At 60.0% G+C, this 25,946-nt stretch carries 22 protein-coding genes and 1 pseudogene; 17 read left to right on the forward strand and 6 right to left on the reverse strand.

All coding sequences use genetic code 11. The features are described 5' to 3' along the window. Positions 1–504 precede the first annotated feature (504 nt). The 4 genes and pseudogenes from AWB64_RS13130 to AWB64_RS13145 all read left to right on the forward strand — a co-directional run bounded on the left by AWB64_RS13130 (position 505) and on the right by AWB64_RS13145 (position 6,293). Positions 505–2,928 carry a glucose/quinate/shikimate family membrane-bound PQQ-dependent dehydrogenase gene (locus AWB64_RS13130; RefSeq protein ID WP_060819538.1) on the forward strand — a complete coding sequence of 808 codons (2,424 nt, stop codon included), beginning with the start codon at positions 505–507 and terminating at the stop codon, positions 2,926–2,928. A 158-nt stretch (positions 2,929–3,086) separates the two neighbouring features. Further along, positions 3,087–3,710 carry a glutathione S-transferase family protein gene (locus AWB64_RS13135; RefSeq protein ID WP_060819539.1) on the forward strand — a complete coding sequence of 208 codons (624 nt, stop codon included), beginning with the start codon at positions 3,087–3,089 and terminating at the stop codon, positions 3,708–3,710. A 158-nt stretch (positions 3,711–3,868) separates the two neighbouring features. Further along, positions 3,869–4,746 (forward strand): annotated as a pseudogene (locus tag AWB64_RS13140) (phophatidylserine decarboxylase associated domain-containing protein). A 176-nt stretch (positions 4,747–4,922) separates the two neighbouring features. Continuing rightward, on the forward strand, positions 4,923–6,293 hold the full coding sequence (locus AWB64_RS13145; RefSeq protein ID WP_082850483.1) for a pyridoxal phosphate-dependent decarboxylase family protein: 1,371 nt from the start codon (positions 4,923–4,925) through the stop codon (positions 6,291–6,293). A gap of 187 nt (positions 6,294–6,480) precedes the next feature. On the opposite strand, the gene AWB64_RS13150 is transcribed toward AWB64_RS13145, so the two are convergent. The 4 genes from AWB64_RS13150 to AWB64_RS13165 all read right to left on the reverse strand — a co-directional run bounded on the left by AWB64_RS13150 (position 6,481) and on the right by AWB64_RS13165 (position 9,735). Next, on the reverse strand, positions 6,481–7,260 hold the full coding sequence (locus tag AWB64_RS13150; protein WP_060819543.1) for an N-acyl homoserine lactonase family protein: 780 nt from the start codon (positions 7,258–7,260) through the stop codon (positions 6,481–6,483). Between the two features lie 26 nt (positions 7,261–7,286). Beyond that, complete coding sequence (locus AWB64_RS13155) at positions 7,287–7,862, reverse strand: hypothetical protein (RefSeq protein ID WP_060819545.1); 576 nt, start codon at positions 7,860–7,862, stop codon at positions 7,287–7,289. Positions 7,863–7,920: 58 nt separating this feature from the next. Continuing rightward, entirely contained in the window at positions 7,921–8,535 is a 615-nt protein-coding gene (locus AWB64_RS13160) for a DUF5666 domain-containing protein (protein ID WP_060819547.1), read from the reverse strand. 504 nt (positions 8,536–9,039) lie between these two features. Beyond that, complete coding sequence (locus AWB64_RS13165) at positions 9,040–9,735, reverse strand: GntR family transcriptional regulator (RefSeq protein WP_060819549.1); 696 nt, start codon at positions 9,733–9,735, stop codon at positions 9,040–9,042. A gap of 283 nt (positions 9,736–10,018) precedes the next feature. Here AWB64_RS13165 and AWB64_RS13170 point away from each other — a divergent pair, with 283 nt between their 5' ends. The 7 genes from AWB64_RS13170 (at position 10,019) to AWB64_RS13200 (ending at position 18,351) form a co-directional block, all read left to right on the forward strand. After that, complete coding sequence (locus tag AWB64_RS13170; RefSeq protein WP_060819551.1) at positions 10,019–10,777, forward strand: SDR family NAD(P)-dependent oxidoreductase; 759 nt, start codon at positions 10,019–10,021, stop codon at positions 10,775–10,777. A 108-nt stretch (positions 10,778–10,885) separates the two neighbouring features. After that, positions 10,886–11,842, forward strand: coding sequence for a sugar-binding protein (locus AWB64_RS13175; protein ID WP_060819553.1), 957 nt, complete (start codon positions 10,886–10,888; stop codon positions 11,840–11,842). After that, positions 11,842–13,380 carry a sugar ABC transporter ATP-binding protein gene (locus tag AWB64_RS13180; protein ID WP_060819555.1) on the forward strand — a complete coding sequence of 513 codons (1,539 nt, stop codon included), beginning with the start codon at positions 11,842–11,844 and terminating at the stop codon, positions 13,378–13,380. Before AWB64_RS13175 ends, AWB64_RS13180 begins: the two co-directional genes overlap by 1 nt. 14 nt (positions 13,381–13,394) lie before the next feature. After that, positions 13,395–14,387, forward strand: a complete 993-nt coding sequence (locus AWB64_RS13185) for an ABC transporter permease (protein WP_060819556.1) — start codon at positions 13,395–13,397, stop codon at positions 14,385–14,387. A 40-nt stretch (positions 14,388–14,427) separates the two neighbouring features. After that, a complete protein-coding gene (locus AWB64_RS13190) occupies positions 14,428–15,723 on the forward strand; it encodes an MFS transporter (protein ID WP_060819558.1) in 1,296 nt (431 codons plus the stop codon). After that, on the forward strand, positions 15,720–16,613 hold the full coding sequence (locus AWB64_RS13195; protein WP_060819560.1) for an amidohydrolase family protein: 894 nt from the start codon (positions 15,720–15,722) through the stop codon (positions 16,611–16,613). The genes AWB64_RS13190 and AWB64_RS13195 overlap by 4 nt, the downstream gene beginning before the upstream one ends. 4 nt (positions 16,614–16,617) lie before the next feature. Then, positions 16,618–18,351 carry an IlvD/Edd family dehydratase gene (locus AWB64_RS13200; protein ID WP_060819562.1) on the forward strand — a complete coding sequence of 578 codons (1,734 nt, stop codon included), beginning with the start codon at positions 16,618–16,620 and terminating at the stop codon, positions 18,349–18,351. A 41-nt stretch (positions 18,352–18,392) separates the two neighbouring features. On the opposite strand, the gene AWB64_RS13205 is transcribed toward AWB64_RS13200, so the two are convergent. Beyond that, a complete protein-coding gene (locus AWB64_RS13205; RefSeq protein WP_060819564.1) occupies positions 18,393–19,310 on the reverse strand; it encodes a LysR family transcriptional regulator in 918 nt (305 codons plus the stop codon). Positions 19,311–19,427: 117 nt separating this feature from the next. Here AWB64_RS13205 and AWB64_RS13210 point away from each other — a divergent pair, with 117 nt between their 5' ends. After that, the gene (locus AWB64_RS13210; protein ID WP_060819565.1) at positions 19,428–20,183 is read left to right on the forward strand and encodes an SDR family NAD(P)-dependent oxidoreductase; all 756 of its coding nucleotides are present in this window, start codon (positions 19,428–19,430) and stop codon (positions 20,181–20,183) included. Positions 20,184–20,244: 61 nt separating this feature from the next. Here the strand turns inward: AWB64_RS13210 and AWB64_RS13215 are convergent, their stop codons facing one another. Then, positions 20,245–20,835, reverse strand: coding sequence for a TetR/AcrR family transcriptional regulator (locus AWB64_RS13215; protein ID WP_060819568.1), 591 nt, complete (start codon positions 20,833–20,835; stop codon positions 20,245–20,247). Between the two features lie 153 nt (positions 20,836–20,988). Here AWB64_RS13215 and AWB64_RS13220 point away from each other — a divergent pair, with 153 nt between their 5' ends. From AWB64_RS13220 to AWB64_RS13235, 5 genes are all read left to right on the forward strand, one after another. Then, positions 20,989–21,603, forward strand: coding sequence for an NADPH-dependent F420 reductase (locus AWB64_RS13220; protein ID WP_060819570.1), 615 nt, complete (start codon positions 20,989–20,991; stop codon positions 21,601–21,603). A gap of 100 nt (positions 21,604–21,703) precedes the next feature. Then, the gene (locus AWB64_RS13225; RefSeq protein WP_060819571.1) at positions 21,704–22,474 is read left to right on the forward strand and encodes an SDR family NAD(P)-dependent oxidoreductase; all 771 of its coding nucleotides are present in this window, start codon (positions 21,704–21,706) and stop codon (positions 22,472–22,474) included. A 48-nt stretch (positions 22,475–22,522) separates the two neighbouring features. Further along, positions 22,523–23,278: an SDR family NAD(P)-dependent oxidoreductase gene (locus AWB64_RS13230; RefSeq protein ID WP_060819574.1), complete on the forward strand. Its 756-nt coding sequence runs from the start codon at positions 22,523–22,525 to the stop codon at positions 23,276–23,278. A 182-nt stretch (positions 23,279–23,460) separates the two neighbouring features. Then, positions 23,461–23,559 (forward strand): NAD(P)-binding domain-containing protein, encoded by a 99-nt coding sequence (locus AWB64_RS30900; protein ID WP_157766633.1) that lies wholly within the window; start codon positions 23,461–23,463, stop codon positions 23,557–23,559. A 431-nt stretch (positions 23,560–23,990) separates the two neighbouring features. Then, positions 23,991–25,820: a thiamine pyrophosphate-binding protein gene (locus tag AWB64_RS13235; RefSeq protein ID WP_082850474.1), complete on the forward strand. Its 1,830-nt coding sequence runs from the start codon at positions 23,991–23,993 to the stop codon at positions 25,818–25,820. Positions 25,821–25,946 lie beyond the last annotated feature (126 nt).

A 25,946-nucleotide genomic window follows, 5' to 3' on the forward strand; every position in this document is an offset into this window, starting at 1 on the left:
CGGAAACGGGACAAGCGATCGCCGACGAAGCAAACGGCAACGCCGTTTTCCTGCGCGCCGATCTCGCCAAAGAAGGCCAGCTTTCGATAAAACATTTCGGAGTACTCGGTACCGGGTATGGCATGCGTGAATGAAGTGCGATTGCGGGAGAAGCGTCGCGCGATAAGACACCCTGTGCACTCATTGCCAGCGGTCCCGATAGCTCTTGGCTGGCTGCTCGTGGTCGCCCGATACCAATGCGCGGAGGTTTCCATGCGGCGTCGAATTCGCTCAGATTCGAGTAGTCGCTTGCCCAATAACCTGGCGGGCTTGCGCGATTGTCTTTCCTGTGCAAATGTGCGCGTGCCGAAACTTGTAATCCAAGCCGCTTGCAAGCCAATCGCAAACTGGCGCGTACGTCGGAATAACGCACTCGTTCCTGATATGCTTTTGCCGTGCTCCGGCGCGTGAACTTGGCGTCAATATCCATGGCGGCAATATCCACTCAAGAGGGTTGGAATCAACATGACCAGTCAGTCGAATTCACGAGGCGTGATCGTCGTCATCACTTTGCTCTTCACGGTGCTGACCGCGCTCTATTTGCTGATCGGTGGCGTATGGCTGCTTGCGGTAGGCGGCTCTGCTTACTACATCATCACCGGCATCGTGCTCTTCGGCGTGGCCTGGCTGCTTTGGCGGCGCAGCCCCGCCGCGCTCGTGCTCTATGCGCTTGTGCTTGTCGGCACGGCGATCTGGGCTCTCTGGGAGTCGGGTTCCGACTTCTGGGCGCTTGCGCCTCGCTCCGGTGTCCTCGTCATCTTCGGCGTCTGGTTGCTGCTGCTCATGAGTTGGCGGCTGGACGGCGAGCGCAAGCTGGGTATTGCGTCGCTTGTCGTCGCGCTGGTGGCATGGGCAGGCGTGCTTGCGTACGCAAGCTTCAATGATCCACAGCAGGTCAACGGCACACTGACTGCTTCGGCGCCCGCAAGCAGCGCGAACAGCGCAAACAGCGGTATCGACGCCGCCGACTGGCCCGCCTATGGGCGCACTCAGGAAGGCACTCGCTACTCGCCGTTGCAGCAGATCACGCCCGAAAATGCGAAGGATCTTCAGGTAGCCTGGACCTTTCGAACGGGTGACATGAAGGGCCCCAACGATCCCACCGAGATTACCGATGAAGTCACGCCGATCAAGATCGGCGACCTGCTTTACCTGTGCTCGCCGCACCAGAAACTGTTTGCGCTAGATGCGAAGACGGGCGCGCTGAAATGGAAGTTCGATCCGGAACTGAAGTCCGATCCATCGTTCCAGCACGTGACGTGCCGCGGCGTGTCATATGTCGATTTGTCGGCCAGCGCCACGGCCACGGCACCCGCAGCCGCCGCCGCAGCAGCACCGGCAAGCAATGCCGCCGTTGCCACTGCCGCCTGTACGCGCCGCATCTACCTGCCGGTCAACGACGGGCACCTCTACGCGCTCGACGCGCTGACGGGCCAACGTTGCGAGGGCTTCGGCAACCACGGCGACCTCGACCTTCAACATGCCCAGCCAGTCACGACGCCGGGCATGTACGAGCCCACGTCGCCGTCGATCATTACCAGCCGGGTGATCATCGTGGCGGGCTCGGTCGAGGACAACTTCTCGAGCCGCGAGCCCTCAGGTGTCATTCGCGGTTTCGACGTGCGCACGGGCGAATTGCTCTGGGCGTTCGATCCGGGTGCGAAGGATCCCAATCACATCCCCGGTCCGGGCGAGCATTACACGTGGACGTCGCCCAACTCGTGGGCGCCCGCCGCCTACGACGCGAAACTCGACATGGTCTATTTGCCGATGGGCGTGACAACGCCGGACATCTGGGGCGGCCACCGCACGCCGGATCAGGAGCGCTACGCCAGCGGCCTGCTGGCGCTTCACGCCTCCACGGGTAAGCTCGCCTGGTTCTACCAGAGCGTGCACCATGATCTATGGGACATGGATCAGCCGTCGCAGCCAACTGTCGCCGACATTACCGGCAAGGATGGCAAGACAGTACCGGTCGTCTACGCGCCGGCCAAGACCGGCAACCTCTTCGTGCTTGACCGCCGCACGGGTGTGCCGGTTGTGCCAGCGCCCGAAACGCCAGTGCCGCAAGGCGCGGCTCCCGGCGACCACGTCGAGCCGACGCAGCCGTTTTCGCAGCTCACGTATCGTCCGTCGAAGAACCTGACCGACGCCGACATGTGGGGCGCGACGATGTACGACCAGCTCGTGTGCCGCGTGATGTTCCACAAGCTGCGGTACGAAGGCACGTTCACGCCGCCTTCGGTGCAGGGCACGCTCGTGTTCCCAGGCAACCTGGGCATGTTCGAATGGGGCGGTATTGCCGTCGACACCGATCGTCAGATTGCGGTGGCGAATCCGATTGCGCTGCCGTTCGTTTCGCGTCTGATTCCGCGCGGCCCGGGCAACCCGATGGAGCCGGTGCCGGGTGCCAAGGGCAGTGGTACGGAGCAGGGCATCCAGCCGCAATACGGCGTGCCGTTCGGTGTCACGATCAATGCATTCCTCTCGCCGCTGGGCTTGCCGTGCAAACAGCCGGCATGGGGCTACATTTCCGCGATCGACTTGAAGACCAATGAAATCGTGTGGAAGAAGCGCATTGGCACGGTGCGCGACAGCTCGCCGATTCCGCTGCCGTTCAAGATGGGCATGCCAATGCTGGGTGGCCCGATTGTCACTGCCGGCGGCGTGGCGTTCATTGGCGCGACGGCGGACAACTATATTCGCGCGTTCGACGTGAACGACGGCAAGCAGCTCTGGCAGGCGCGCCTGCCGGCAGGCGGCCAGGCTACGCCCATGAGCTATTCCATCAACGGCCGGCAATATGTGGTGATCGCCGCGGGCGGCCATGGCTCGTTCGGCACGAAGTTGGGGGACTATGTGATTGCTTATGCGTTGCCGCAGCAGTGAGTGATGCAGGTGAACCTTGGTGGGAGTCGTTGACAGTTTGAGGATTCTGTGAGGCTTGGCAGGGGTGGTATTCGGTCAACTTCGGCCTATAGGCACGGCTTCGTATTTCGCCTACCGATCCACCTCGGCTTTAGTCCGCAGACTACGGGATAAAAAACATGCTGACTGTCCTCGGAAAAGCATCGTCAATCAATGTCCGCAAAGTCCTCTGGACATGTGCCGAGTTGCACATTTCCTTCGAGCGGGAGGACTGGGGCACGGGATTCAGGCAAACTGATACCCCCGAATTTTTATCGTTGAATCCGAATGGTCTTGTACCCGTCATCAAGGACGACGATTTTGTGCTGTGGGAATCGAACTCGATCATTCGCTATCTCGCTTCGCGCTATGCCGGTGAAGCGCTTTATCCCGCCGACCCTATAAAGCGCGCAAGGATCGATCAGTGGCTGGACTGGCAGGCATCGGACTTGAATCGGTCGTGGAGCTATGCTTTCCTTGGTCTCGTCAGGAAATCGGCCGCGCATCAGGTGCCGGGCGAGATTTCTGCGTCGCTAGCCGGCTGGACTCGGCACATGGGTATCCTAGAAGGCCAACTTGACGCGACGCGCGCGTTCGTCGCTGGAGAGCATTTCAGCCTCGCCGACATTCCTATCGGATTGTCCGTGAACCGCTGGTTCAGCACCCCATTTGAGCATCCGCGCTTCGCCGCCGTTTCCAGCTATTTCGACCGTCTTGCTGATAGCACCGGCTTTGCAGCATATTGCAAAAACGGAACGCCGTAATTCTTGTCTGGTCTCTTGACTCTTGATTGACGTGCCCGGAGCGCCCGCTTTGGAGAAAGATGATTGACCGTTCACGATCGACGCGGCCGGTTGCGTCAATTACCGCTCGGTGAAAATCCGAGACATCGGAATTCAACGACTTCGCGGAGGCAAAAAAGATGAGGCAGATCAGGCGACGAATCGGCGAGTGGCTTCCACGCGAAGAGGATGTCGTCGCGCGCTTTCGCAAGGAATTCGCAGCACATGCACGTAAGCGTGCGAACGCCGCGCAAACGAATAGTGCCGTTGCGGATCTGGCGGCGTTCATACGGGACGATCCCGTGGTACGCATGGACTTTACCCGGGCAATCGGGCAGGCGCGTGAAGCGGGTTTCAAACTTGGCTATGCAGACATCGACGAGTTCATCGTCTTGCTCGATGCAATGTTGACCTACGCCCCGCCCTTTAGCGAGTCCAGCCTGATCCATTGCCCGGTTAATGCATTGCTGGACTGGCCGATGGTCATGCCCTCTGGTTACGCGCTCTTTCGCGACCCGGCGTTCAATGCGCATCTAAAGCGCGTGTTGAACGTGTGGTCGGCATTTGTTAGCGGGCCCTATTCGCGTGAGCATTTGAACACTAGATCGCCTAATGGCTGGTTCAGTCACGAAGCGGACAGCAAGATCGGGCTGTCGCAGTTCTTATGTGATCCAGCCAAACCATACTGGGGATACGCGTCATGGAACCACTTCTTCACGCGCGAGTTCAAGCCCGGCGCGCGGCCGGTGGCGCAGCCCGGCAATGACAAAGTCATCTTCAGCGCGTGCGAGGCATCGCCCTACAATATTCACGACAACGTCAAGCTTCAAGATGCGTTCTGGATCAAATCGCAGCCGTATTCCCTAATCGAGACGAACTCGGATATTTCCAGTATGGCGGGTCGACTTATTGCCTGATCTTCAAGTCTGGCGTGATCGAGAGCTTCGTTGTGCAACCGCCATTTCGCGACGACGCGCCGCCTCTGCGGGTCAATGCCCACTTATGTACTGCCAGGTGAAAGATCTCGATCAAGCCCCGTGCCACCCGTTTCCAGAGTCACCATGAAGGAAAGGGCAGCTCTCATTTGCAATTGATCCAGTTCTCAGCCGTTGACTGGCGATAACAATGAGCACCAGAATGGAGATTACTTTCAGCACATTGCAAGGTCGGGAGACGCAAATGGAAGCGACGTCAATGAATGAAGTCTTGCAAGAAGCCTCGCAACGATCTATCGCATACTTGCAGTCCGTCCGGCAGCGGCCGGTCACTGCCTCACTTCAGGCAATCGAACGTCTGGACGAATTGAAACATCCGCTTCCTCAAAGAGGCATGGATGCGTCGGAGATCGTGCGTCGCCTCGATGAAATAGGATCGCCAGCGACGGTCGCCACTACGGGCGGAAGATACTTTGGTCTGGTGATCGGCGGCGCATTACCCGTTACGGTCGCTGCAAACTGGCTTGCAACGGCATGGGATCAGAATGCCTGTTTTCGCTGGACCTCGCCGATTGCGGCGGTCCTTGAGGACGTGTCGCTGCAATGGCTGAGCGATCTGTTCGGGTTGGAAAGCGGCATTGCGGGAGCGTTTGTCAGTGGCGCCTCAATGGCGAACTTTACCGCGCTGGCCTCCGCGCGCCACGCGCTTCTCTCTCGCCTGAACTGGGATGTGGAAGCGAAAGGACTCTACGGCGCCCCCGAACTGCGCGTGATCGTCAGCGACGAAGTTCATGTCACTATCTTGAAGGCACTCTCGCTGCTCGGCCTTGGACGCGAGCGCGTCATTCGGGTTCCCACTGACCGGCAGGGGCGAATCAAGATCGATAGTCTGCCGGAGTTCGATGACCGTACGATTGTTTGCATCCAGGCAGGTAACGTGAACACGGGAGCCTTCGATCCCGCCGCCGAGGTTTGCCGCCGGGCGAGGGAGGCCGGAGCCTGGGTTCACGTCGATGGCGCCTTCGGGCTCTGGGCGCTTGCAAATCGTGATTTCGCGGCGCTGACTGCGGGCTTCGCTGAGGCCGATTCCTGGGCGACGGACGGCCATAAATGGCTCAACGTTCCCTATGACAGTGGCATTGTGCTTGTCCGAAAGGCCGCCGAACTCCGCGCGGCAATGTCGGCGAGCGCCGCGTACCTGGCTGAAGGTGTGGAAGGCGATCGCGAGCCCTCGCACTACACCCCCGAATCGTCAAGGCGGGCGCGCGGTGTCGAAATATGGGCCGCACTTCTGCACCTTGGAAGAGATGGCATCGCCGGTCTTGTCGAACATACGTGCCGCCATGCCCGAATGTTTTCTCAAAGCCTGGAGAAGCACGGGTTTGAAATTCTCAACGATGTCGTGCTTAACCAGGTGCTCGTGTCGTTCGGATCTCCTGAGGCAACCCGAGCCGTGATCAATCGTCTTCAGGCCGAAGGCGTTTGCTGGTTCGGCGGCACTGTGTGGCAGGGACGTCCGGCCATGCGTATCAGTGTCACGAGTTGGGCGACCACTGAAGCTGATGTGCGACTTAGTATCGATGCAATAGTTCGGGCCGCTGAGCGACGGGAGGGTGGGACGTCCGCTTAGTTTCAACGGAGCGCGTTTGCCGGTTGCACTCGAGTTGGACGCAAAGTTCTCAGCGCACGCGATTTTGCGTCAGAATTCCGAATTCCGATCTTTCCCCGGATGAGCGTGAGGATGGGCTCGTAGTGGTGCAACATGGGTTCGCGGTGAACGAGCAGAGCGCGCAACTCGCGGACTCAACCGGTGGTGTTTAAACAATCCACGCCGGTGCGTGGGGCAACGTGGCACTCTGCGCCGTGTCGTGGTTGACCCAGATCCTGGCTCCTTCCTTGTGCGCCAGTTGCTCGATCCTATGCATCGAAGAAAGAGACGCTTCCCGATCGGCATTCATGGCGGGAACGCGACGATGCTTCAGGTTGCAACAGTTGTGTGCCACGTCGCCGCTAAGAATGACAGGGCCGGTTTGTGGAAGTCTCACGAGCAACGAATTATGTCCCGCCGTGTGTCCAGGTGTATAGATCACGCGAATTGCACCGTCATCGAAGACGTCGCAATCGCCTTGTATGACTTCGACCTCGTTATTGCGCATGGTCGAATATAGCTCAGGCAGATAGCCAAACCTGTCTGGGTTTGAGCCGAACATGGCGTCGTGTTCCGCTTGCTGGACGATCCATTTGGCGTTTCTGAATAGGCCGGAGTTTCCAATGTGATCGTAATGAGCGTGCGAAAACATCACGATGTCCACGTCGTCGGGCGAGACGCCGATCGCTTCGAACTGCGAAGCGACAGTGCGGACTACCATGCCCCGGATACCATGCGCGATGATCTTTCCGCCCGGCTCCGAATATAAATAGTCTGGAGTACCCGTGTCCCACATCAGCCATTTATTTCTGTGGCGGATCAGATAGGCGTTACAACTGAGGGTCATGGGAACCCCGACATTCATGCCCGGCGAATAGATGGAGCCGTCTTCAACGCGGGCAATCCCTCCATCCAGTATGCACAGTTTCTCAACGGTCGATTCGTGCATGGCAATCCTCCGTTTTAATCGGCGGTTCAAGCTGCCTTGCGCCGCAATCGGCTCACCGACAGCCATAACGCTGAAACCAGAAAATAGATGGCGCCCACCGCAGCATAGCCGGCAACTCTTCCGATAGCTGGAGACATTGATGTCTGAGCTTGTACGATGAAAAATGCCCCTGCAAGCCCGGATTGGGCACCGCTCAATATCATTGCCCATTGTGCGCCGAAGCGCTTCCACCGGCTTGCGGCGGTGCCGAGTTGAAGCAGCCCGGAAAGTATGGCCCAAGCGCCAAATGTCGCAAGTACCCAGTTCATGCCCGTTCTCAAAGACACAACAACTGCGACGGTCGTTATGACACTGATGGCGACGTTGATTGCCTGAATTCGGGCTTTGGCCAGCCCGCCGCTGCGCGACATGTCGATGTAATTGGCAAACGCATCCCAGGCGGGATACGCAATAAGCAGAACCGTTGCGATCGCAGGGGAATGCAGCCCGACAGAAAAAGCAATTGCAACCCATACGGCGGAAAACGCGGCGCGAACAAAATAATACTGCGTGAGCCAACGCTCTTCGCGAGCGCGGCTGCTATCAGCGTAAAGATCAGTCATGAAAACTCCTTCTCGATTTTAGCTATCTCACGTATGGATAGATCCTTGGCTGTAGTGCTCACATGGGCGGCACTACGCCATTCTTTTCGACAACGACGAAATTGCCGTCATAAGATCCGTTTTTTCCATGCGTTGCCACGACGAATACCTGCTTGCCTGTGCTCAGGTCATCGCGGGTTGCAGGAATGAGCGTGACGATCGGGGCATTGGCCGGGATCGCGATGGTGTTGCTGCCGCCCTTGTACGAGAGGGTCAGGTTTCGGCCGTTGGTGCCTTGCACAACGGTGTCAACGTTGGCATTGGTCATCGAACTGTTCGCGCCGAGATCCCATGCATAGTGTCCTTCACCCGTACCGCGCGCGGCTTCGGGGAACACGAGAACCTCTTTCGCAACCAGCTTGCCGTCCGGACCGGGTATCGCCGCAGCGCCGACGTAAGTGCCCGGCTTGATATCCGAAAGCTGCACAGGCTTCACCGCGTTCAGGTGCGTCGTATCCTTCATCTGGATGGTGACGGTCTCGCCGCTGCGACGGTGTACCTGCAAGGTGCTGCCAGAGAAAGATTCGATTGCGCCGCGGATCCGCTCGGGCTTATCGGTAGAAGATTGTGCAAATGATGTTCCGGCGAGCGTCAGTGCCAGCGAGGAAATGGCGAGTTTCAGGCGAATAGACATGAATGCTCCGTATGTTCTTTAGCGGTTGAAGATTGCGGTTACGAAATGGCCGATATGAATGAGGCACCAACGGCAGCGAGCGGCAAAGCGTGCTCCGCAATACCAGAGCAGCTTCCGCTGATGCTGTATCTAAAAACGGCGAAAACCCGGCGTCGTGCTGCAGTTTCGACAGGGCTTGCATCGGTGGTCAGGATCGCATTCGGGTCATTCCGGCGCTATCGGTCAAATGACCGACCCCAGGTTAGAAATGCGTTTTGTGCGGATGGTTTCTAATCGGGGCGTGAGCATGGAGCGACCACTGACGGTTCACCGCGCACTGGATGGAGGGTGACGAGTCTTGCGCGAGCAGTTGGTCTGAACGCCTTCACAGGCGATACCCAAGGCCGCCTTGAATAGGCCGAGCCGCCCGAAACATCGGGCACTGGCTGCGAGGTTGATCGGTAGAAACAGAAAGAATGAAGATTGCGCGAGGCGTTTATCACGTCCGCCTCGCCCGCCGATCAACTACCTCAGCGCGCCCGGTTGCGCGGTCTCGAACAGTCCGCGCACTGCATTGAGATACGTGTCGAGCGACGGGCCGATATGACTTCGGCATAACGTCACGAGACTCTCGCGGCTGCCGCTTTCGATTGCGCGGATCATGGCCCAATGTTCATCGCGGGCATTCATCAGATGCGGCTGGCTCGCGGACGTATAAAACCGCGCACCGTGCACCTTCTGCGCCGAACTGCGGATCATCTCCGCGAGATACGGATTGCCGCACGCCGAGAAAAGGCAATCGTGGAACGCCATGTTCGCGTGAAATGCAGCGCGATAGTCCTTCGCTTCCACCGCCCGCGTATGTTCGGTCTGGATCCGCGTCAGTTCCGCCACGAACTCCGGCGAGCCGGGCAGGGGAATCTGTTGCGCGGCGAGCATCTCGAGCGCTTCGCGCACCGAATAAATCTGGCGGATTTCTTCGGGACTGAGAAGGCGCACCGTCGCGCCTTTGTTGGCGATGTGCTCGACGAGCCCCATGCGTTCGAGTTCGAAGATGGCTTCGCGGATCACGTGCTTCTTGCAATCGAACTGGGCGCTCAGCTTTTCCTCCAGAAGGCGCTGGCGCGGCATTAGCCAGCCAAGCACGATCTGCTCCTCGAGCGCTTTCACGATCTCTTGAACCTGATTAGTCGATGGTTTTCGAGTGGTCGTGTCTGTCATCTAAAACCTGTATTTCGTTGAGGAGGATTGAAAAGCATCTACGTTCGATGCCCGTAATTCTAGCCGCGAGCGTTTTTCTGTAAAGCAAACGTTATCTCTTGGCACGGGTGAATTATACGTCAACAAGATCATTGACAATCTCGTCAAAGAAAACGAGACTTGTCGCGTCGAACCAATTTGCAGGGCATTCAGAGCGCGCTTCGCGCTTTTCCCGGTTCGTCACACCCCGTCCGGCCACGCGCCAGCGCGGGATCATTGCTCACACAAGAATGGAGACAGACGCGTGAAACAGCGGCTGAGCGGCAAGCGCATCGTCATTACGGGCGCGGTCAACAACATCGGGAAAGCGGCGGTCGACGCCTTCCTTTCAGAAGGTGCAAAGGTCGTGATTGGCGATATCGACGCCGAACGGGGCGCCCCCGTTGCGGCTGAACTCGGCGCGAACGTGCGGTTCCTTGCGGTGGATGTGTCCCGCGAGGAAAGCGTCGCGAATTTCATCAACGAAGGCGCTGCGTGGCTCGGCGGCCTCGACGTACTGGCGCAAAACGCCGGCGTGATGACGTCCGGCGACATTACGGCGCTCGATGCCGCCGCATTCGATCGCGTCTTCGCCGTGAACGTGCGCGGGCTTTTTTTCGGCGCGAAATACGCGGTGCCGCATCTGCGCCGAGCGGGCGGCGGCTCGATCATCAATACTGCGTCGCTTGCCGGCAAACGCGGCCAGCCAGGGCTCACTGTGTATTCGGCGTCCAAGGGCGCGGTCATTGCATTCGGCACCACGCTCGCGCTGGAACTGGCCGCATCGAATATTCGCGTGAATACCATCTGCCCCGGCTGGGTCGACACCGCGTTCAATGACCCGATCGTCGGATTCATGGGCGGGCGCGCCACGCAGGACGACAAGGTTTCGACCTTCGTGCCGCTTGGCCGTCAGGGCAAGCCTGCCGAAATCGCGCCGCTCTTTGTTTTCCTTGCCTCCGACGAATCCTCGTATGTCAATGCTCAGGCGCTGCTTGCGGATGGAGGTGCGTTCAACTCGTAAGGAAACCGAAGCGTTATTTCAGCCTGGTTCAACCGCCCCGAAGTTTCTCAGGAATTCGTCGAAAACAACATATGTTTCCCTCGCAAAGAGGGATGACAGGAGATAGTCATGTCCCGAAAGTGGTCCGTGGCCGCGCTGAGCGCAGCCTTGTTGGTGTCAGCGGTTTCGACAGCGCATGCCGCCGATAAAAAACACCTCTATTTCGTCGCCAATGGCGCGGTGGATTTCTGGAAGCTGGCCGAAGCCGGCATGCGCAAAGCCCAGTCCGAATTGCCGAACTACACGCTGGAAATGAAGTATCCGGAACAGTCGTCGGCGGCGGTTCAGAACCGCTTGCTGGACGACCTCGTTGCCAACGGCGCGGCCGGCATCATCCTGAGTTCGGTGGACCCCAAGACCCAGACCGACGAATTGAACAAGGTCGCCGGCCAGACGCTGCTCGCCACGACCGATGGCGATGCGCCCGACACCAAGCGCGCGTTTTATCTGGGATCGAGTAATTTCGATGCAGGCAAGCAGGCCGCGCAAATCCTCATGAAGGCCATGCCGAACGGTGGCAAGTGTGTGGCGTTTGCGGGCTTGCCGGGCGCCGACCTGGCCGTGCAGCGCATCAAGGGAATGAAGGAAGGCTTGCAGAATACGAAGATCACTATCGACAGCGTGCGCTCTGACGAAATGGATCAGGCGCGCGCGCAAAGCAACGCCGCCGACATTCTGACTGCGCGCAAGGACGTCAACTGCATGATCGGTATTTTTGCGTACAACACGCCGCAGATCGAACTGGCGTTGCAGCAATCCGGCCGCGCGGGTCAGGTGACGGTGGTCGGCTTCGACAATGACCAGGGAACGCTCAACGGCATCAAGCAGGGCGTGGTGGCGGGAACCGTGGTGCAGCAGCCGTATCAATGGGGCTACCTCGGCATGAAGTACATGGCGCGTTACGTGGAAGGCGACAAGTCGTTCATTCCCAAGGGTCACAAGATCATCGTGCCGACGCAGATCATCGATAAATCGAATGTCGATGCTTTCATTGCCCAGGTCAAGACGTGGATGGCGAAGAAGTGATGAGCGAGCCGCTGCCGTCCGCGTCTCGTGCGCCGTTGCTTTCGTTGACTGCGATCACCAAGACGTATGGCGCCGTGCGGGCGCTGAAGGGCGTGAGCTTTCACGTCGATGCGGGCGAGGTCGTCGGCTTGATTGGCGAGAACGGCGCGGGCAAGTCGACATTGATGAAAGTGCTCGGCGGCGTGATCGAACCAACCAGCGGCACGATCGCAATAGAAGGGCGCGAGCATGCCGCGTTGAGCGTGTCGCAGTCGCTGGGCGCGGGTATAGCGTTCGTGCATCAGGAGCTCAACCTGTTCGAGAACCTGGATGTAGCCGCGAACGTCTTCATTGGACGTGAACCGCGTTATGGCGGCCCGCTGCGGCTGGTGGACAACAAGGCGCTGCATGCCCGCGTCACGCCGCTCTTGAAGCGGCTTGGCTGCGATTTTTCGGCGCGCACGCCGGTTGCCGATCTGTCGATTGCGCAGTGCCAGATGCTGGAGATTGTGAAGGCGTTGTCACTCGACGCAAAGCTCATCATCATGGACGAGCCCACGTCGAGCCTCACCACGTCCGAGACGTCGCGATTGCTCGATGTCGTCGCCGATCTCAAGCGAAGCGGCGTGGCGATCATCTTCATCACGCACCGGCTGTCAGAGATCGAGCAGTGCGCGGACCGCGTGGTCGCATTGCGCGACGGCGCGCTGGTGGGCAGCCTCGATCGTGCGGCGATCCGGCACGACGCGATGATCCGCCTGATGATCGGACGCAGCCTCAACACGCTCTACACGCCGCCGGAAACGGCGCCGCGCGCGCCCGTTCTGGAACTCGACGCGTTCGCAACGCCGGCTTACCCCGCGCAACCCGTGACGCTCGCATTGCGCGGCGGCGAGATTTTGGGCCTCGCGGGTCTGATCGGATCAGGGCGCACGGAACTGGCGCGCGCGGTCTTCGGTATCGACCGGCCGGCGGGCGGCGTGCTGCGCCTGAACGGCAAGCCTGTCGTGATCCGTTCCCCGCGCGGAGCAATCAGGCATGGCATCTATCTGATTCCAGAGGACCGCAAGCACGCCGGTTTGATCCTGGACAGCAGTATCGCGGAGAACATTGTGCTTGCGAGCCTGCCGTCGGTATCGCGGGGGAATCTCGTCGATGCCGGCAACGTGCGGCGCGTGGCGCAAGAGCAGAAAAATTCGCTGCGCATCAAGGCGCCTTCCGTGGATGTCGCCGCGGGCGCGCTGTCTGGCGGCAACCAGCAAAAAGTGGTGCTCGGTAAATGGCTGTGCATGAAGCCAAAGCTGATCATCTTCGACGAACCCACGCGCGGTGTCGACGCCGGCTCAAAGAGCGAAATCTATGCGCTGATGCGCAAGCTCGCCGACCAGGGCGTGGCGATCCTGATGATATCGAGCGACATGGAAGAAGTAATCGGCGTGAGCGATCGCGTGGCGGTCATGCACGAGGGCGCAATCGCCGGCATTCTGGAACGGGACGCGCTCAGCGAAGCGAGCATCATGCATCTCGCCGTCGGTGAAACAGCCCCGACGGTTCATTAAAACAGGCAGACATCATGTTGAAGAAAGACTTGGGGCTACTCGTGCTCATCCTGGTCGTGGGTACGATTGTCGCGATCATCAACCCGCGTTTCATCTCGCCAGCGAATCTGTCGAACACGGCGAACCTTATCGGCCTGTTCGGGTTGTTCGCAATAGGCGAGGGGTTCGTGATCATCACGGGCGGTATCGACTTGTCGATTGGCTCGGTGTTCGCGCTGCTCGGCGTGATCTTCATGACACTTCTTTCAACCGATGGCGTGAACTGGATCGTCGCCACCGTGCTGATGGTCGTGGCGGGACTGGTGATCGGGCTGGTTCACGGTTTTCTTGTGACGAAACTGCGCATGCAGCCGTTTGTTGTCACGCTTTGCGGCTTGCTGATTTATCGCGGCGCGGCGCGTTATTACACCGATGACGGCACCGCGGGATTCGAGTTCGGACAGACCTTTCCGACCCTGGAACGGCTTACTACAGGGCACATCTGGGGCGTGCCGAACAGCTTCATAGCGTTTGTGGTGCTCGCGGCGATCATGGCGGTTGTCCTGCACAAGTCCGTCTTCGGCCGATACCTTTTCGCAGTCGGGAAGAACGAAGAGGCGGCGCGTTACTCGGGCATCAACACGCGCGCGGTCGTGATGGCGTCGTACGTGATCTGCTCCGGACTGGCGGGGATTTCGTCTGTCTATTTCGCCATGTACACGCGCTCGGTCGCGCCCGCATCGCATGGTACGTTCTACGAACTTTACGCCATTGCCGCGGCGGTGCTTGGCGGCTGCTCGCTTCGCGGCGGCGAGGGTTCCATACTCGGCATTGCGCTGGGTGCGGTCCTGCTGCAGATCTTGCAGAACCTCGTCAATCTGCTGGGGATTCCGTCATCGCTGAACTTCGCCGTGATGGGTGGCGTGATCGTGCTCGGCGTGTTGATCGATGGCCAGTTGCAGGCTTTGCGGCAACGGCGCGCCGCACTGCGGCCATCGGCGGAACAACAAGTGGCCGTGAAGGCGTGACACGCTTTCACGCACGTACCATCACACGGATACCCACGGCATGAGTCAAACACCACACAGACCTTTGAGCCCGGACAAGCGCGGCGATACGGGCCTCGCCGCGTTCTACAAGGAACTGACCACGCAGGAGCGGCGCACGTTCTGGACGTGCTTCACCGGTTGGGGACTCGACGCGCTCGACTTCATGATCTACCCGCTCGTGATCGGCACCATCATGACGTTGTGGAAAGTCGATACTGGCATTGCGGGCCTGGCGGTGACGGGCACGCTGCTGACATCGGCAATTGGCGGTTGGCTTGCGGGTTATCTCGCCGACAGGATTGGCCGCGTGAAGACGCTCCAGATCACCGTTGCTTGGTTCTGCATATTCAGCATTGCGTGCGCGTTCGTGCAGAACTTCGACCAGTTGATGATCGCCCGCGCCATTCTCGGTTTCGGTTTTGGCGGCGAATGGGCGGCGGGCGCCGTGCTGATCGGAGAAACTATCCGCCCGCAATTCCGGGGCCGCGCGGTCGGCGTGGTGCAATCGGCGTGGGCGGTCGGCTGGGGCGCCGCGGTCCTGCTGCAAGCGGTGATGTTCTTGGTGTTTCCACCCGAAACCGCCTGGCGCGCAATGTTCGCATTCGGCGTGTTGCCTGCGCTGCTGCTGGTGTATATGCGGCGTCACGTCAAGGAACCCGAGATCGCCGACAGAGCCAGAAAGCAACGCGCGGTCGATGGCGATGCACCGTCGCTCTGGGAAATCTTCCGACCCGGTACGCTGAAAACCACGCTGCTCGGATCGGTCTTCATGATGGGATGCCAAGGCGGTTACTACGCCATATCGACGTGGATTCCGACCTTCCTCAAGACCGAGCGGCATCTGACGGTCATCAACTCGACCGGTTATCTGGGTTTCCTGATTACGGGAAGTTTTTTAGGGTACCTGTTCGGCGCGTGGATGGCGGACCGTTTCGGACGCAAGAAACTCTTCGTGTCGTTCTCGATAGCAGCGATCATCGTGGTGCTCGCCTACACGCAATTCACGATCAGCAACGAAGCCATCCGCTGGCTTGGTTTTCCGCTCGGGTTCTTTTCAAGCGGTTATCTTGCGGGCGTGGGATCGTTTCTTTCCGAGCTTTATCCGACACGGCTGCGCGGTTCCGGCCAAGGCTTCTGCTACAACTTCGGCCGTGGGATGGGCGCGCTTTTTCCTGCGCTTGTCGGGGCATTTTCGGTACGCTTCGGACTTGCGACCGCCATCGCGATTTTTGCCGTGGTGGCTTACGCATTGCTCCTCCTTAGCGCGGCGATGCTTCCCGAGACGCGCGGCATTGAACTGGACGACATCAAATGAGCGATATCGAAACAAGCAACGCGCCACTTTGCCCGGGACCCGCGCCGGTACAACCGCGGCCATCGGCGTTCGAAATGCCCGCCGGCGCGGTCGATACCCACGCGCACGTGATCGGCGCTCCGCCGCTTTATCCGTGGATGCCGGATCGCGCCTACACGCCGCCGCCCGCCACGCCCGATGCCTATCTGAAGATGCTCGACGCCGTTGGTTCGCAATATGGCGTGTTGATTCAGGTGAGCGTGCATGGCCAGGACAACACGCTGATGCTTGATACATTGCGCGCACATCGTGAGCGCTTGCGCGGGGTCGTCGTGCCGGCGCTTGGACTTCCCGACGCACACTATCAATCGATGAAAGACGCCGGCGCGGTCGGCCTGCGTTTGAACGTGCTGTACGGCGGCGGTGGCGTGAGCCTGGCGCAGCTTGCCGAATACGATGCGCTCGCGCGCGACTGGGGCTGGCACATGCAGTTCCTGCTCGACGCGAGGGAACTGCCTTCGCTGGCGCCGCAATTCAGGAAGCTGCAATCGACGATAGTTGTCGATCACATGGGCCACATTCCAACGTCCGAAGGCGTCGGGTCGGCGGGCTTTCGCGAACTGCTCGCGCTGGTTCGCGACCGCGCCTGGGTCAAGGTATCGGGCGCTTATCGCCTGAGCGCGGAGGAACCGCCTTATCGCGACACGATCGGCTATGCGCAGGCGCTGATTGAAGCCGCGCCCGATCGTTGCGTATGGGGTTCGGACTGGCCACATGTCGCGACCTGGACCACCATGCCAACTGTCGCTCAATTGCTCGATACGCTTGCGCTCTGGGCGCCGGATCCCGCCGTGCGCACAGCAATCCTCACCACCAACGCACACACGCTTTACGGTTTCACTCACCACTAAAACCATGTCAGAAAAATCTTCCACGGGTCTTCGTAAGGGCCTGACCAGCTACGGCGACAGCGGCTTCTCGCTCTTCCTGCGCAAGGCGTTCATCAAAGGCGCGGGCTACACCGACAGCGCGCTCGATCGCCCCGTGGTCGGCATCGTGAATACGGGCAGCGCCTACAACCCATGTCATGGCAATGCGCCCCAACTGATCGAGGCGGTCAAGCGCGGCGTGATGCTCGCCGGCGGCCTGCCAATGGACTTCCCCACCATCAGCATCCACGAAAGCTTTTCGTCGCCAACAAGCATGTATTTGCGCAACCTCATGTCGATGGACACCGAGGAAATGCTGCGCGCGCAACCCATGGACGCCGTTGTGATGATCGGCGGCTGCGACAAGACCGTGCCGGCGCAATTGATGGGCGCGGCATCGGCGGGTCTGCCGGCCATCCAGTTGATCACCGGTTCCATGCTGACCGGTTCGCATCGTTCGGAACGTGTGGGCGCGTGTACGGATTGCCGTCGCTATTGGGGCAAGTTTCGCGCAGAAGAGATCGACGAACAGGAGATTGCGGACGTCAACAACCAGTTGGTCGCGAGCGTGGGAACCTGCTCGGTGATGGGCACGGCGAGCACGATGGCATGTATTGCCGAAGCCTTAGGCATGACCGTGCCGGGCGGTGCAACGCCGCCTGCAGTGACGGCCGACCGCATGCGCGTGGCGGAACAAAGCGGTGCGCAGGCCGTGAAGATGGCGCGCGAGCGGCTGACCATCGACAAGATCCTGACGCCCGATGCGTTTCATAACGCCATGCGCGTGTTGCTGGCGATTGGCGGCTCGACCAACGGCATCATCCACCTGACCGCGATTGCGGGGCGCTGCGGACTTGAAGTCGATCTCAAGGCGCTCGACCGCATGGGCCGCGATACACCCGTTCTGGTCGATCTCAAGCCGTCCGGGCAGCACTACATGGAAGATTTTCACCACGCTGGCGGCATGGCTACGCTGCTCCGTGAACTCAAGCCGCTGCTCAAACTCGACGCGCTGACCGTCACGGGCCGCACGCTTGGCGAAGAGATCGAACTCAGCGGACCGGGCTTCGCGCAAGACGTGGTGAAGACGCGCGACCGGCCGATCTATCCGCAGGGCGGCATTGCGGTGCTCGAAGGCAATCTCGCGCCCGGAGGCGCGATCATCAAGCAGTCGGCGGCGCATCCCGACTTGATGGAACATGTGGGCCGCGCGGTCGTGTTCGAGAACGCCGACGACATGGCGCAGCGCATCGATTCCGACGACCTGGATGTCACCGCGGACGACATTCTGGTGCTCAAGAATATTGGGCCCAAAGGCGCGCCGGGCATGCCCGAGGCGGGCTACATTCCAATTCCGAAAAAGCTGGCGAGGGCAGGGGTGAAGGACATCGTGCGCATCTCGGACGGCCGCATGAGCGGCACTGCGTTCGGGACCATCGTCCTGCACGTGACGCCGGAGGCCGCGATCGGCGGCCCGCTTGCGTATGTGCACAACGGCGACCAGATCAGGCTGAGCGTGGCAAACCGCGAGATATCGCTGCTCGTTTCCGAGGAAGAACTGGCGCAGCGCGCACGCGATGAACCCGTTGTGGTTCCGACGGCGGCACGCGGCTACCGGAAGCTTTTTCTGGAGACGGTGATGCAAGCGGACAAGGGCGTCGACTTCGATTTCCTGCGCGCCGAGAACATGACCGGATCTACGCCATCCATGGAGTCGTGAGTCTGTGCACCTGTCCCACGCTTGCCGGCCGGTTGACCGCTCTATAAGGATGCTGTCCGGCAATCGAATGACGCGAAGATATCGGCAGCCCAATCGCCGAAAACTTTCAGTTTCGTCTGCAAATGCCTGTTGGACGGGTACAGCAAGTGCAACTCATGCCGTGGACGATTCCATTCTTGCAGTAGCGGCACCAGTACGCCGCGCTCTATGTAAGGGCGTGCCATGAAGCCATACGTCTGGCTGATTCCGAGCCCTGCTATCAGGGCCGTGAGGCGAGACGTGCTCTCATTGACTGCAACTGTAGTGCCTCGACTGATCTCGAATGCCTCATCGTCGCGATGAAACAGCAGCGGACGTGATTTTCCCGTCAAGGACGAAAAATAACTAATCAACGAGTGTCCATGTTCCAGTTGCTGCGGGTGAGTGGGGCGGCCATGTGCCGCGAGATAAGCGGGGCTCGCGCAGGTTACGTAATCGAACTCGGCAATACGCCTTCCCACCAGCGAACTGTCGGGTAGCGTGCCGGCGCGGATGACGCAATCGACTCCTGCTTCGATCAGGTCTATGGGGCGATCGCTCACGCCGAGATAAAGCTGGATATCTGGATAGCGCGCGCGGAAATCGGCTAGAGCGGGTATCAGGATCAGGTTGGCGAGTGACGACCCGATGTCGATACGCAGGCGTCCGCGCGGTTCCACGCGGGTATGTGCGGCTAGCGCATCCATATCATGCACTTCGTCGATGACGCGCACGGCGCGTTCGTAATAGGCCACGCCTTCGGCCGTCACAGTGACGCGCCGTGTTGTGCGCTGTAGCAACTTGACGCCGAGATGAGCTTCGAGATCCCGAACTAATTTCGTGACAGTAGGACGCGGAATGTTGAGCGAGTCCGCTGCCTTGGAAAAATTTCCGGCGTCGGCGATCCGGACAAACACGCGTAGGGCGAGTAGCTGATCCATGTTCAGGGGTCTTTATTTATGTGGAGAAACTATGAATTAGGAAACGCTGTCTTTATTCAAGAAGCCGCGCGCCATATTGTGTTGACTCTTCGACCACACCTGAAAATGGAGAGCGACATGAGTAGCAAACTGGACGGCAAGGTAGCCGTGATTACGGGCGGCAGCACTGGCATCGGGCTTGCGACGGCCAAGGTGTTCGCGCATGCGGGGGCGCAGGTATTCATCACCGGACGCCGTCAGGCGGAGCTTGATGCCGCAGTCGAGGAAATCGGCGCCGGCGCCATCGGAATTCAAGCGGACTCGGCGAAACTGCCCGACCTGGAAACGCTGTTCGCGAAGGTCAAATCCGTTGCCGGCCGCGTTGACGTGCTTTTCGCCAACGCCGGTGGTGGCTCCTTTCTGCCTTTGGGTTCGATCACAGAGGCGCAGTACGACGATACCTTCGACCGCAATGTGAAGGGCGTGCTCTTCACGGTGCAGTGCGCGCTGCCGCTGCTGGGTGAAGGCGCTTCGGTCATCATCACCGGTTCAAATACGAGCATCATGGGAACGCCCTCGTTCAGTGTTTACAGCGCTACAAAGGCCGCGGTCCGCAATCTCGTCCGCAGCTGGATTCTTGACCTTAAGGGGCGTGGCATCCGCATCAACACGATCAGCCCTGGTCCCATTCACACGCCCGGCCTCGTGGGTCTTGCCGGCCCGGATGCCACCGCGCAACAAGGTCTGCTTGACTACCTGGCGACCCAAATCCCGCTGGGTCGCGTTGGCGAACCGGAAGAAGTCGGCAAGGTCGTCGCATTCCTTGCGTCTGATGATTCGAGTTTCATCAACGGTGCGGAAATTTTCGTGGATGGTGGACTCGCACAGGTCTAGCATTTCGATCGCCTTGGCTGCAGAGCGGGCGTGAGTTCTACAGAGCCGGGGAGAACGTCCGCTATCTGGCGGTTTTAGGCCATGTGCCGAGCACATGGTCGACGAGTCCATCAAGGGTCTTTTTGGACGCGCCCGCTTTCGCCTGTACTGCCATACCTTGTGAGACAGCCATCACAAACGACGCGAGCGTCGCGCAGCTTACCGATGATGGCAGATCGCCTTCCCGTTGCGCGCGCTCCAGACGCCGGCGTAGCGCCAATTGCGTCGCAGCGCGACGTCGGATGAGTTCGCGACGAATAGGTTCGGCGTCATCCGAACATGCAAGCGCGCCATTTAAACCCAGGCAGCCGGGGTGAGCGGAGTTCATGGTGTGAAGAACGGCCGAGCCTCGGAGGATGCGTTCTACGACTCTCAGGGAGGTAGGCTCGTTCAATGCCTCGGTCATGAAGCCCATGTACTTGGCGCCATAGAGATCAAGAGCCTTGCGAAAGAGCGCTTCCTTATTACCGAACGCGGCATAGAGGCCGGGGCGAGCCACGCCCGTGGCCTTCGTCAGGTCGTCAAACGATGTCCCCTCATATCCGTTCTGCCAGAACACGGACAAGGCGGCGTCAAGCGCCTCGTCTTCATCAAACTGTTTGTGTCGCCCCATAGCGCATCCGAAACCGGTTTCAATAACGGACAGTATAAAACACTTGACTCATGCTCTGTTGAAAAGTACCGTTCGTTACTATATCGATCAGTATTGTATTTGATACTGAAGGATTTGACGTCGAAGACGCTACTGAACGCCTGGAGACGCGAAATGAAAATCGGAATTCTTGGTTCGGCCACCGTGGGCATGACGCTCGCCTGCGGACTCGCGGCAGTCGGTCACGACGTCTTCATTGCAAACAGTCGAGGTCCGGAAAGCCTGGTCACTCGTCTCGCGCAAACTGGGACGGCGGCGAAGCCCGCCTCGGTTTCAGAGGCGCTTGCGTGCGACGTGATCTTCCTCGCGGTGCCCTGGCTGAAGGTGCCGGAGGTGCTTAAACCCGACATCTCATGGGAAGGGCTCATCCTCGTCGACACGACCAACATTTTTGTCAGCTATGCCCCGGATTTTCGCGTCGACGATCTCAGGGGTGATTCCGGAAGCGAGTCTGTCGCCAGGCTTGCGCCGTCTGCACGCGTCGTGAAGGCGTTCAACACGCTGCCATTCACGGTGATGTTCGCGCCTACGCCTGCGGGCATGAAGCGAGTGCTCTTTGTCGCCGGAGACGAGAGCGAAGCCGTCTCGACAGTTGCAAGTCTGATAGAGGAACTAGGCTTCCATCCGGTCGCGCTCGGACGGCTTGCGGGGGCGGGTCGCCAGATGGAACTCGGCGGCCCGCTTAGTTCTTTGGAGCTTTTGTTGCCCGCAAAGACGGGGACGTCATGAGCGATTTTTTCATCATCATGTTCGATGTGTCTACGGCGGGTTTTGGCAAGGGCCATCCGTCAAATCCACCCGTTCATTCAGCTACAGAAGGAGAGCCACCATGGCAGGCAACACAACAGATTCACTGATTGGCAAGGTAGCGCTTGTGACCGGCGCCGCACGAGGTCTCGGCGTCGAAATCAGCCGCGATCTCGCAGCGCGTGGTGCACACGTTATCGTCGGCGCGCGTGACCATCGGAAAGCCGAAGATGTTGCGGCCGAACTGCGCGAGCGTGGCGGCGCGGCATCCGCGCTCAAGCTCGACGTCACGCATGAGGAGGATCGAAGGGCGGCTTATGCATCGATCGACAACGCGCACGGCAAGCTGGACATCCTGGTCAACAACGCCGGAATCCTGCTGGATAGTCCCGACGGAGGGACGCCAGCGCCACGGCAGCCCAGTGAAGCGTTGCCGCACGTGTTGCGCGAGACGTTCGAGGTGAACTTCTTCGCCCCCATCTTTCTGACGCAGTTGCTGCTTCCACTGCTCAAGCGCTCGGACGCGCCGCGTGTGGTCAATGTGTCGAGCATCCGGGGTTCGCTCACGCATCTTTCCGATCCGGCCTCGCCAGTCTATCCAGTGCGCGCGCTCGGATACGACAGCTCGAAGGCCGCGCTGAACGCATTCACCGTATTGATCGCGGAGGAACTGCGTGGCACACCGATCAAGATCAACGCTATCCATCCCGGATGGCTCAGGACCGGGATGGGCGGCGAGCGGGCGACGATGAGCGTAGAAGACGGCGCTCGCACGGCCGTCCAATACGCCACCCTGGGCGAGGAGGGTCCCACTGGTGGCTTCTTCTTCCTTGACGAGCGCTTGCCCTGGTAAGCGTAGAGCCGGAGTAAAACATTTTTCATATCAACAAATGGGCTAACAATGAATAAAACTCTTTCGGGCAAAGTTGCCCTTGTCACCGGTGGCTCGCGCGGTCTGGGCGCCGCAACCGCAATCGCACTTGCTGACCAGGGCGCGGACATCGCGATCAGTTATGTCGCATCGGAAGAAAAGGCGGCAGCGCTCGTCGAGGTCCTGAAGGCGAAGGGCGTGCGCGCCGTCGCGATCCGGGCGGATCAGGGCGACCCTGGCGCGGCCGCACCGCTGATTCAGAACGTGGTCGAAACATTGGGGAAGCTCGATATCCTGGTGAACAATGCCGCCGTCGCATGGCAGGGCAGGACCATCGATGATCCGGAAATCGACAATGCGGCGATGGATCGGCAATGGATCATCAATACGATGGGCGTTGTTGCCAACATTCGCGCAGCCGCCAGGGTGTTACCGGACGGAGGACGCATCATCTCGGTCGGTTCCGGCCTCGGCACGCGGATCGCGTTTCCGGGCACGACCGACTATGCAGCGAGCAAGGCCGCGGTCGTGGGTTACAGCAAGGGCGCCGCACGTGACCTTGGCGCGCGCAACATTACGGTCAATGTTGTCCAGGCCGGCATGATGGATACCGACATGGCCGCCGCGTCGAAGGGAAAGCTCCCGCCGATCATTATGGAGTCGCACGCCATTCATCGATATGCAGCCGTCGAGGAAGTTGCGGCGGCAATTGTGTTTCTCGCTGGGCCGGATGCCGGCTTCATCACGGGGTCGGTGGTCGACGTGAATGGCGGGTTCACCGCTTGAGCAGCGCGGTTCGTGATACGCGGTTATTCTGGCCGTTTAGCGATAAATCGGGCCAAGCATAACGGCGCCGCACCAGGCGCCGGCCGATAATCACCCGAGAAGACTCTGCGCTCATTGTGATGAGCAGCTTGTCGCCAATCTAGGTGCGCGATCTGGCTAGGAGGGTAGCAGGAAAATTCGCCTTGCTGGACGCACCGGTCAGTGGCAGGGTTGAAGACGCCACGAATGCGACGCTCACCATCATGGCGTCGGGGCCGCTGACGTTGCAGGAAGCACTGTAGCCAGTGTTGCAAGCTGTTGGAAATGACATCGTCAATGCTTATCCCCCAAGCCACACCACACGTCTGCATACTCGAAAAAAACGCGCTGTCGTTTAACCAAACCGGCTCGGTCAGCAGTACCGCGTTGCGGCTGCGCAATTCCCTGGTGCGAATTGCCAGCGTGCGCTGACTCAATGAATGTTTGACTTTCCGCCCCCACCTTCCAGGCGAATCGCAGACGGCGCCACGCATCTTGATGTTCTGGACCTTCATGGCGCCCCCCTTTGACAACGGTAGCCTCGTGCGCAAGCTACGTCGACCGGCCCGTTGTTTGCTGAGCATACGTGCTGGAAACCCGGAACGATTCCGCGCGTACGCCTGATCTTTCGCATTGCTTTCTGAAGTGCGTTTGACGGACTTTCAATTGACCATCGTAGTAGCAGGAGTCAGTTATGAACGTATCCGATAAACCCCCGCAATCTCCGCAACGCCGCACGCTGCTGGGCGCAGCGGCACTCGGCAGCGCCAGCCTGCTGGCCGCCCGCGCGGCGAGCGCCCAGTCCGGCGTGCCCGATGCGCTTCCCGGACAGCCGCTGCACAGGGTGAGTCAGCCCGAAGGCGCTGCCGCGGACTCGGACACGACCGCTGACATCATTGTGAACACGCTGCTTGCCTGGGATGTCGACCACGTGTTCGGCATGGTCGGTGACGGCATCAATCCGCTGATCGAAGCCTTGCGGCAGCGCCGCGACAAGATCCGGTTCATTGGCGTGAGGCACGAAGAGGCGGCGGCGTTCATGGCGTCGGGCTGGGCTAAATCAACCGGACGTTTGGGCGTTTGCGTCGCCACCACCGGCCCGGGCGCGGTTCATCTGATGAACGGTCTCTACGATGCGCATTTCGACGGTGCGCCCGTTCTCGCCATCACCGGTCTGACGTTCCACGATCTGCTCGGCACGCGCTTCATGCAAAGCGTCAGTACGACAGCACTGATGGAGGACGTTGCGCTCTACAACACTGTCATCACTGGGCCGCGCCACGCTTTGGTGGTGACGGACATTGCGTGCCGTTCGGCGCTCGGCGGCCGTGGCGTCGCGCACCTGACGATATCGAAGGACATTCAGGCGCAGCGGCTCGCGAGCGACAAGGCGTCGATGGAAAACCACGGACTGCGGACATCGACCAACTGGAACCGTCCCGCGCCGGCTCCTTCCGCCGACGATCTTCAAGCCGCCGCCGGCCTCATCAACGCGGGCAAGCGCGTCGCGATCCTTGCAGGCCAAGGTGCGCTGGGCGCGACAGCGGAACTGGAGCAACTGGCGGCGCGGCTCAACGCGCCGGTCGCAAAAGCGCTGCTCGGCCGCGCCGCGCTTCCTGACGACTCGCCGTTTTCCACGGGCGGCATTGGCCATCTCGGCACCGTGCCGTCCGAGGAAGCCATGCACTCCTGCGACACGCTGTTGATCATCGGTTCTACCATGCCCTGGGTCGACTCGTATCCGAAACCGGGCGCCGCGCGCTGCGTGCAGATCGACATGAAGGCGGAGCGCATAGGCTTGCGTTATCCGGCGGAGATCGGTCTTGTTGGCGATACAAGATCGACCTTGCGGGCGCTGTTGCCCATGCTGCGGCAAAAGGACGATGTATTTTTGCGTGAAAGTCAGGCGCGCGTTGTTCAGTGGAACCGATTGCTCGATCAGGTTGCCGCGACGCAGCGTGTTCCGCTGCGTCCCCAAAGCGTGATCCGCACCATCAGCAATGCGCTTGCGCCCGATGCACTCATTTGCCTCGATTGCGGCGCAAACACACATTTCGCCGCACGTTTCCTGACGCTTCGCCGCGGCCAGCAGTTAGTCGCGACCGGCATGCTCGCGACCATGGCCCCCGGCTTGCCCTTCGCCATCGCGGCGCAACTAGCCAATCCTGGCAGGCAGGTCGTGGCAATTGTCGGCGATGGCGGGTTTGCCATGCTGATGGCCGAAATGTCCACGGCCGTCAAGGATCAACTACCCATCAAGGTCTTCCTGCTGCGCAACGACGCGCTCGCCGAGGTGCTTTTCGAGCAGCGCGAGCTCGGCAATCCGGCGTACGGATGCGAACTGGGCGGCATCGACTACGCTCAAGTCGCCACTGCATGCGGTGCGCAAGGATTGCGATGTTCAGCGCCAGCGGAGGTTTCGCAGGCCGTGCAAGCGACGTTGCGCGCGCCCGGCCCGGCGTTGCTGGAAGTGCGCGTTGATGCAGAAGAGCAGCCGACCATGCCGCATCAGTTGAAGGTATGAAGCGACCGCGTTGGCGAAACGAGCCTGCACGAATGGGTCCGGGATCTCTTCAGCACGCGAGGCCAAGTAGCGCCAAGTAAAAAGTCCACGGAGGGCCGCACCCGTGGACAATTCATACAGATCTGT

This window comes from Caballeronia sordidicola, assembly GCF_001544455.2.
In the GTDB taxonomy this organism is placed as follows: Bacteria; Pseudomonadota; Gammaproteobacteria; order Burkholderiales; family Burkholderiaceae; genus Caballeronia; species Caballeronia sordidicola.

Excerpts from the sequence above, each read along its gene's own strand:
- AWB64_RS13205 (WP_060819564.1), bottom strand. The coding sequence starts at position 19,310 with ATGGATCAGCTACTCGCCCTACGCGTGTTTGTCCGGATCGCCGACGCC.
- AWB64_RS13190 (WP_060819558.1), top strand. The coding sequence starts at position 14,428 with ATGAGTCAAACACCACACAGACCTTTGAGCCCGGACAAGCGCGGCGAT.
- AWB64_RS13235 (WP_082850474.1), top strand. The coding sequence starts at position 23,991 with ATGAACGTATCCGATAAACCCCCGCAATCTCCGCAACGCCGCACGCTG.
- AWB64_RS13220 (WP_060819570.1), top strand. The coding sequence starts at position 20,989 with ATGAAAATCGGAATTCTTGGTTCGGCCACCGTGGGCATGACGCTCGCC.
- AWB64_RS13225 (WP_060819571.1), top strand. The coding sequence starts at position 21,704 with ATGGCAGGCAACACAACAGATTCACTGATTGGCAAGGTAGCGCTTGTG.
- AWB64_RS13215 (WP_060819568.1), bottom strand. The coding sequence starts at position 20,835 with ATGGGGCGACACAAACAGTTTGATGAAGACGAGGCGCTTGACGCCGCC.
- AWB64_RS13175 (WP_060819553.1), top strand. The coding sequence starts at position 10,886 with ATGTCCCGAAAGTGGTCCGTGGCCGCGCTGAGCGCAGCCTTGTTGGTG.
- AWB64_RS13130 (WP_060819538.1), top strand. The coding sequence starts at position 505 with ATGACCAGTCAGTCGAATTCACGAGGCGTGATCGTCGTCATCACTTTG.
- AWB64_RS13150 (WP_060819543.1), bottom strand. The coding sequence starts at position 7,260 with ATGCACGAATCGACCGTTGAGAAACTGTGCATACTGGATGGAGGGATT.
- AWB64_RS13135 (WP_060819539.1), top strand. The coding sequence starts at position 3,087 with ATGCTGACTGTCCTCGGAAAAGCATCGTCAATCAATGTCCGCAAAGTC.
- AWB64_RS13180 (WP_060819555.1), top strand. The coding sequence starts at position 11,842 with ATGAGCGAGCCGCTGCCGTCCGCGTCTCGTGCGCCGTTGCTTTCGTTG.
- AWB64_RS13145 (WP_082850483.1), top strand. The coding sequence starts at position 4,923 with ATGAATGAAGTCTTGCAAGAAGCCTCGCAACGATCTATCGCATACTTG.
- AWB64_RS13210 (WP_060819565.1), top strand. The coding sequence starts at position 19,428 with ATGAGTAGCAAACTGGACGGCAAGGTAGCCGTGATTACGGGCGGCAGC.
- AWB64_RS13155 (WP_060819545.1), bottom strand. The coding sequence starts at position 7,862 with ATGACTGATCTTTACGCTGATAGCAGCCGCGCTCGCGAAGAGCGTTGG.
- AWB64_RS13160 (WP_060819547.1), bottom strand. The coding sequence starts at position 8,535 with ATGTCTATTCGCCTGAAACTCGCCATTTCCTCGCTGGCACTGACGCTC.
- AWB64_RS13230 (WP_060819574.1), top strand. The coding sequence starts at position 22,523 with ATGAATAAAACTCTTTCGGGCAAAGTTGCCCTTGTCACCGGTGGCTCG.
- AWB64_RS13185 (WP_060819556.1), top strand. The coding sequence starts at position 13,395 with ATGTTGAAGAAAGACTTGGGGCTACTCGTGCTCATCCTGGTCGTGGGT.
- AWB64_RS13195 (WP_060819560.1), top strand. The coding sequence starts at position 15,720 with ATGAGCGATATCGAAACAAGCAACGCGCCACTTTGCCCGGGACCCGCG.
- AWB64_RS13200 (WP_060819562.1), top strand. The coding sequence starts at position 16,618 with ATGTCAGAAAAATCTTCCACGGGTCTTCGTAAGGGCCTGACCAGCTAC.
- AWB64_RS13165 (WP_060819549.1), bottom strand. The coding sequence starts at position 9,735 with ATGACAGACACGACCACTCGAAAACCATCGACTAATCAGGTTCAAGAG.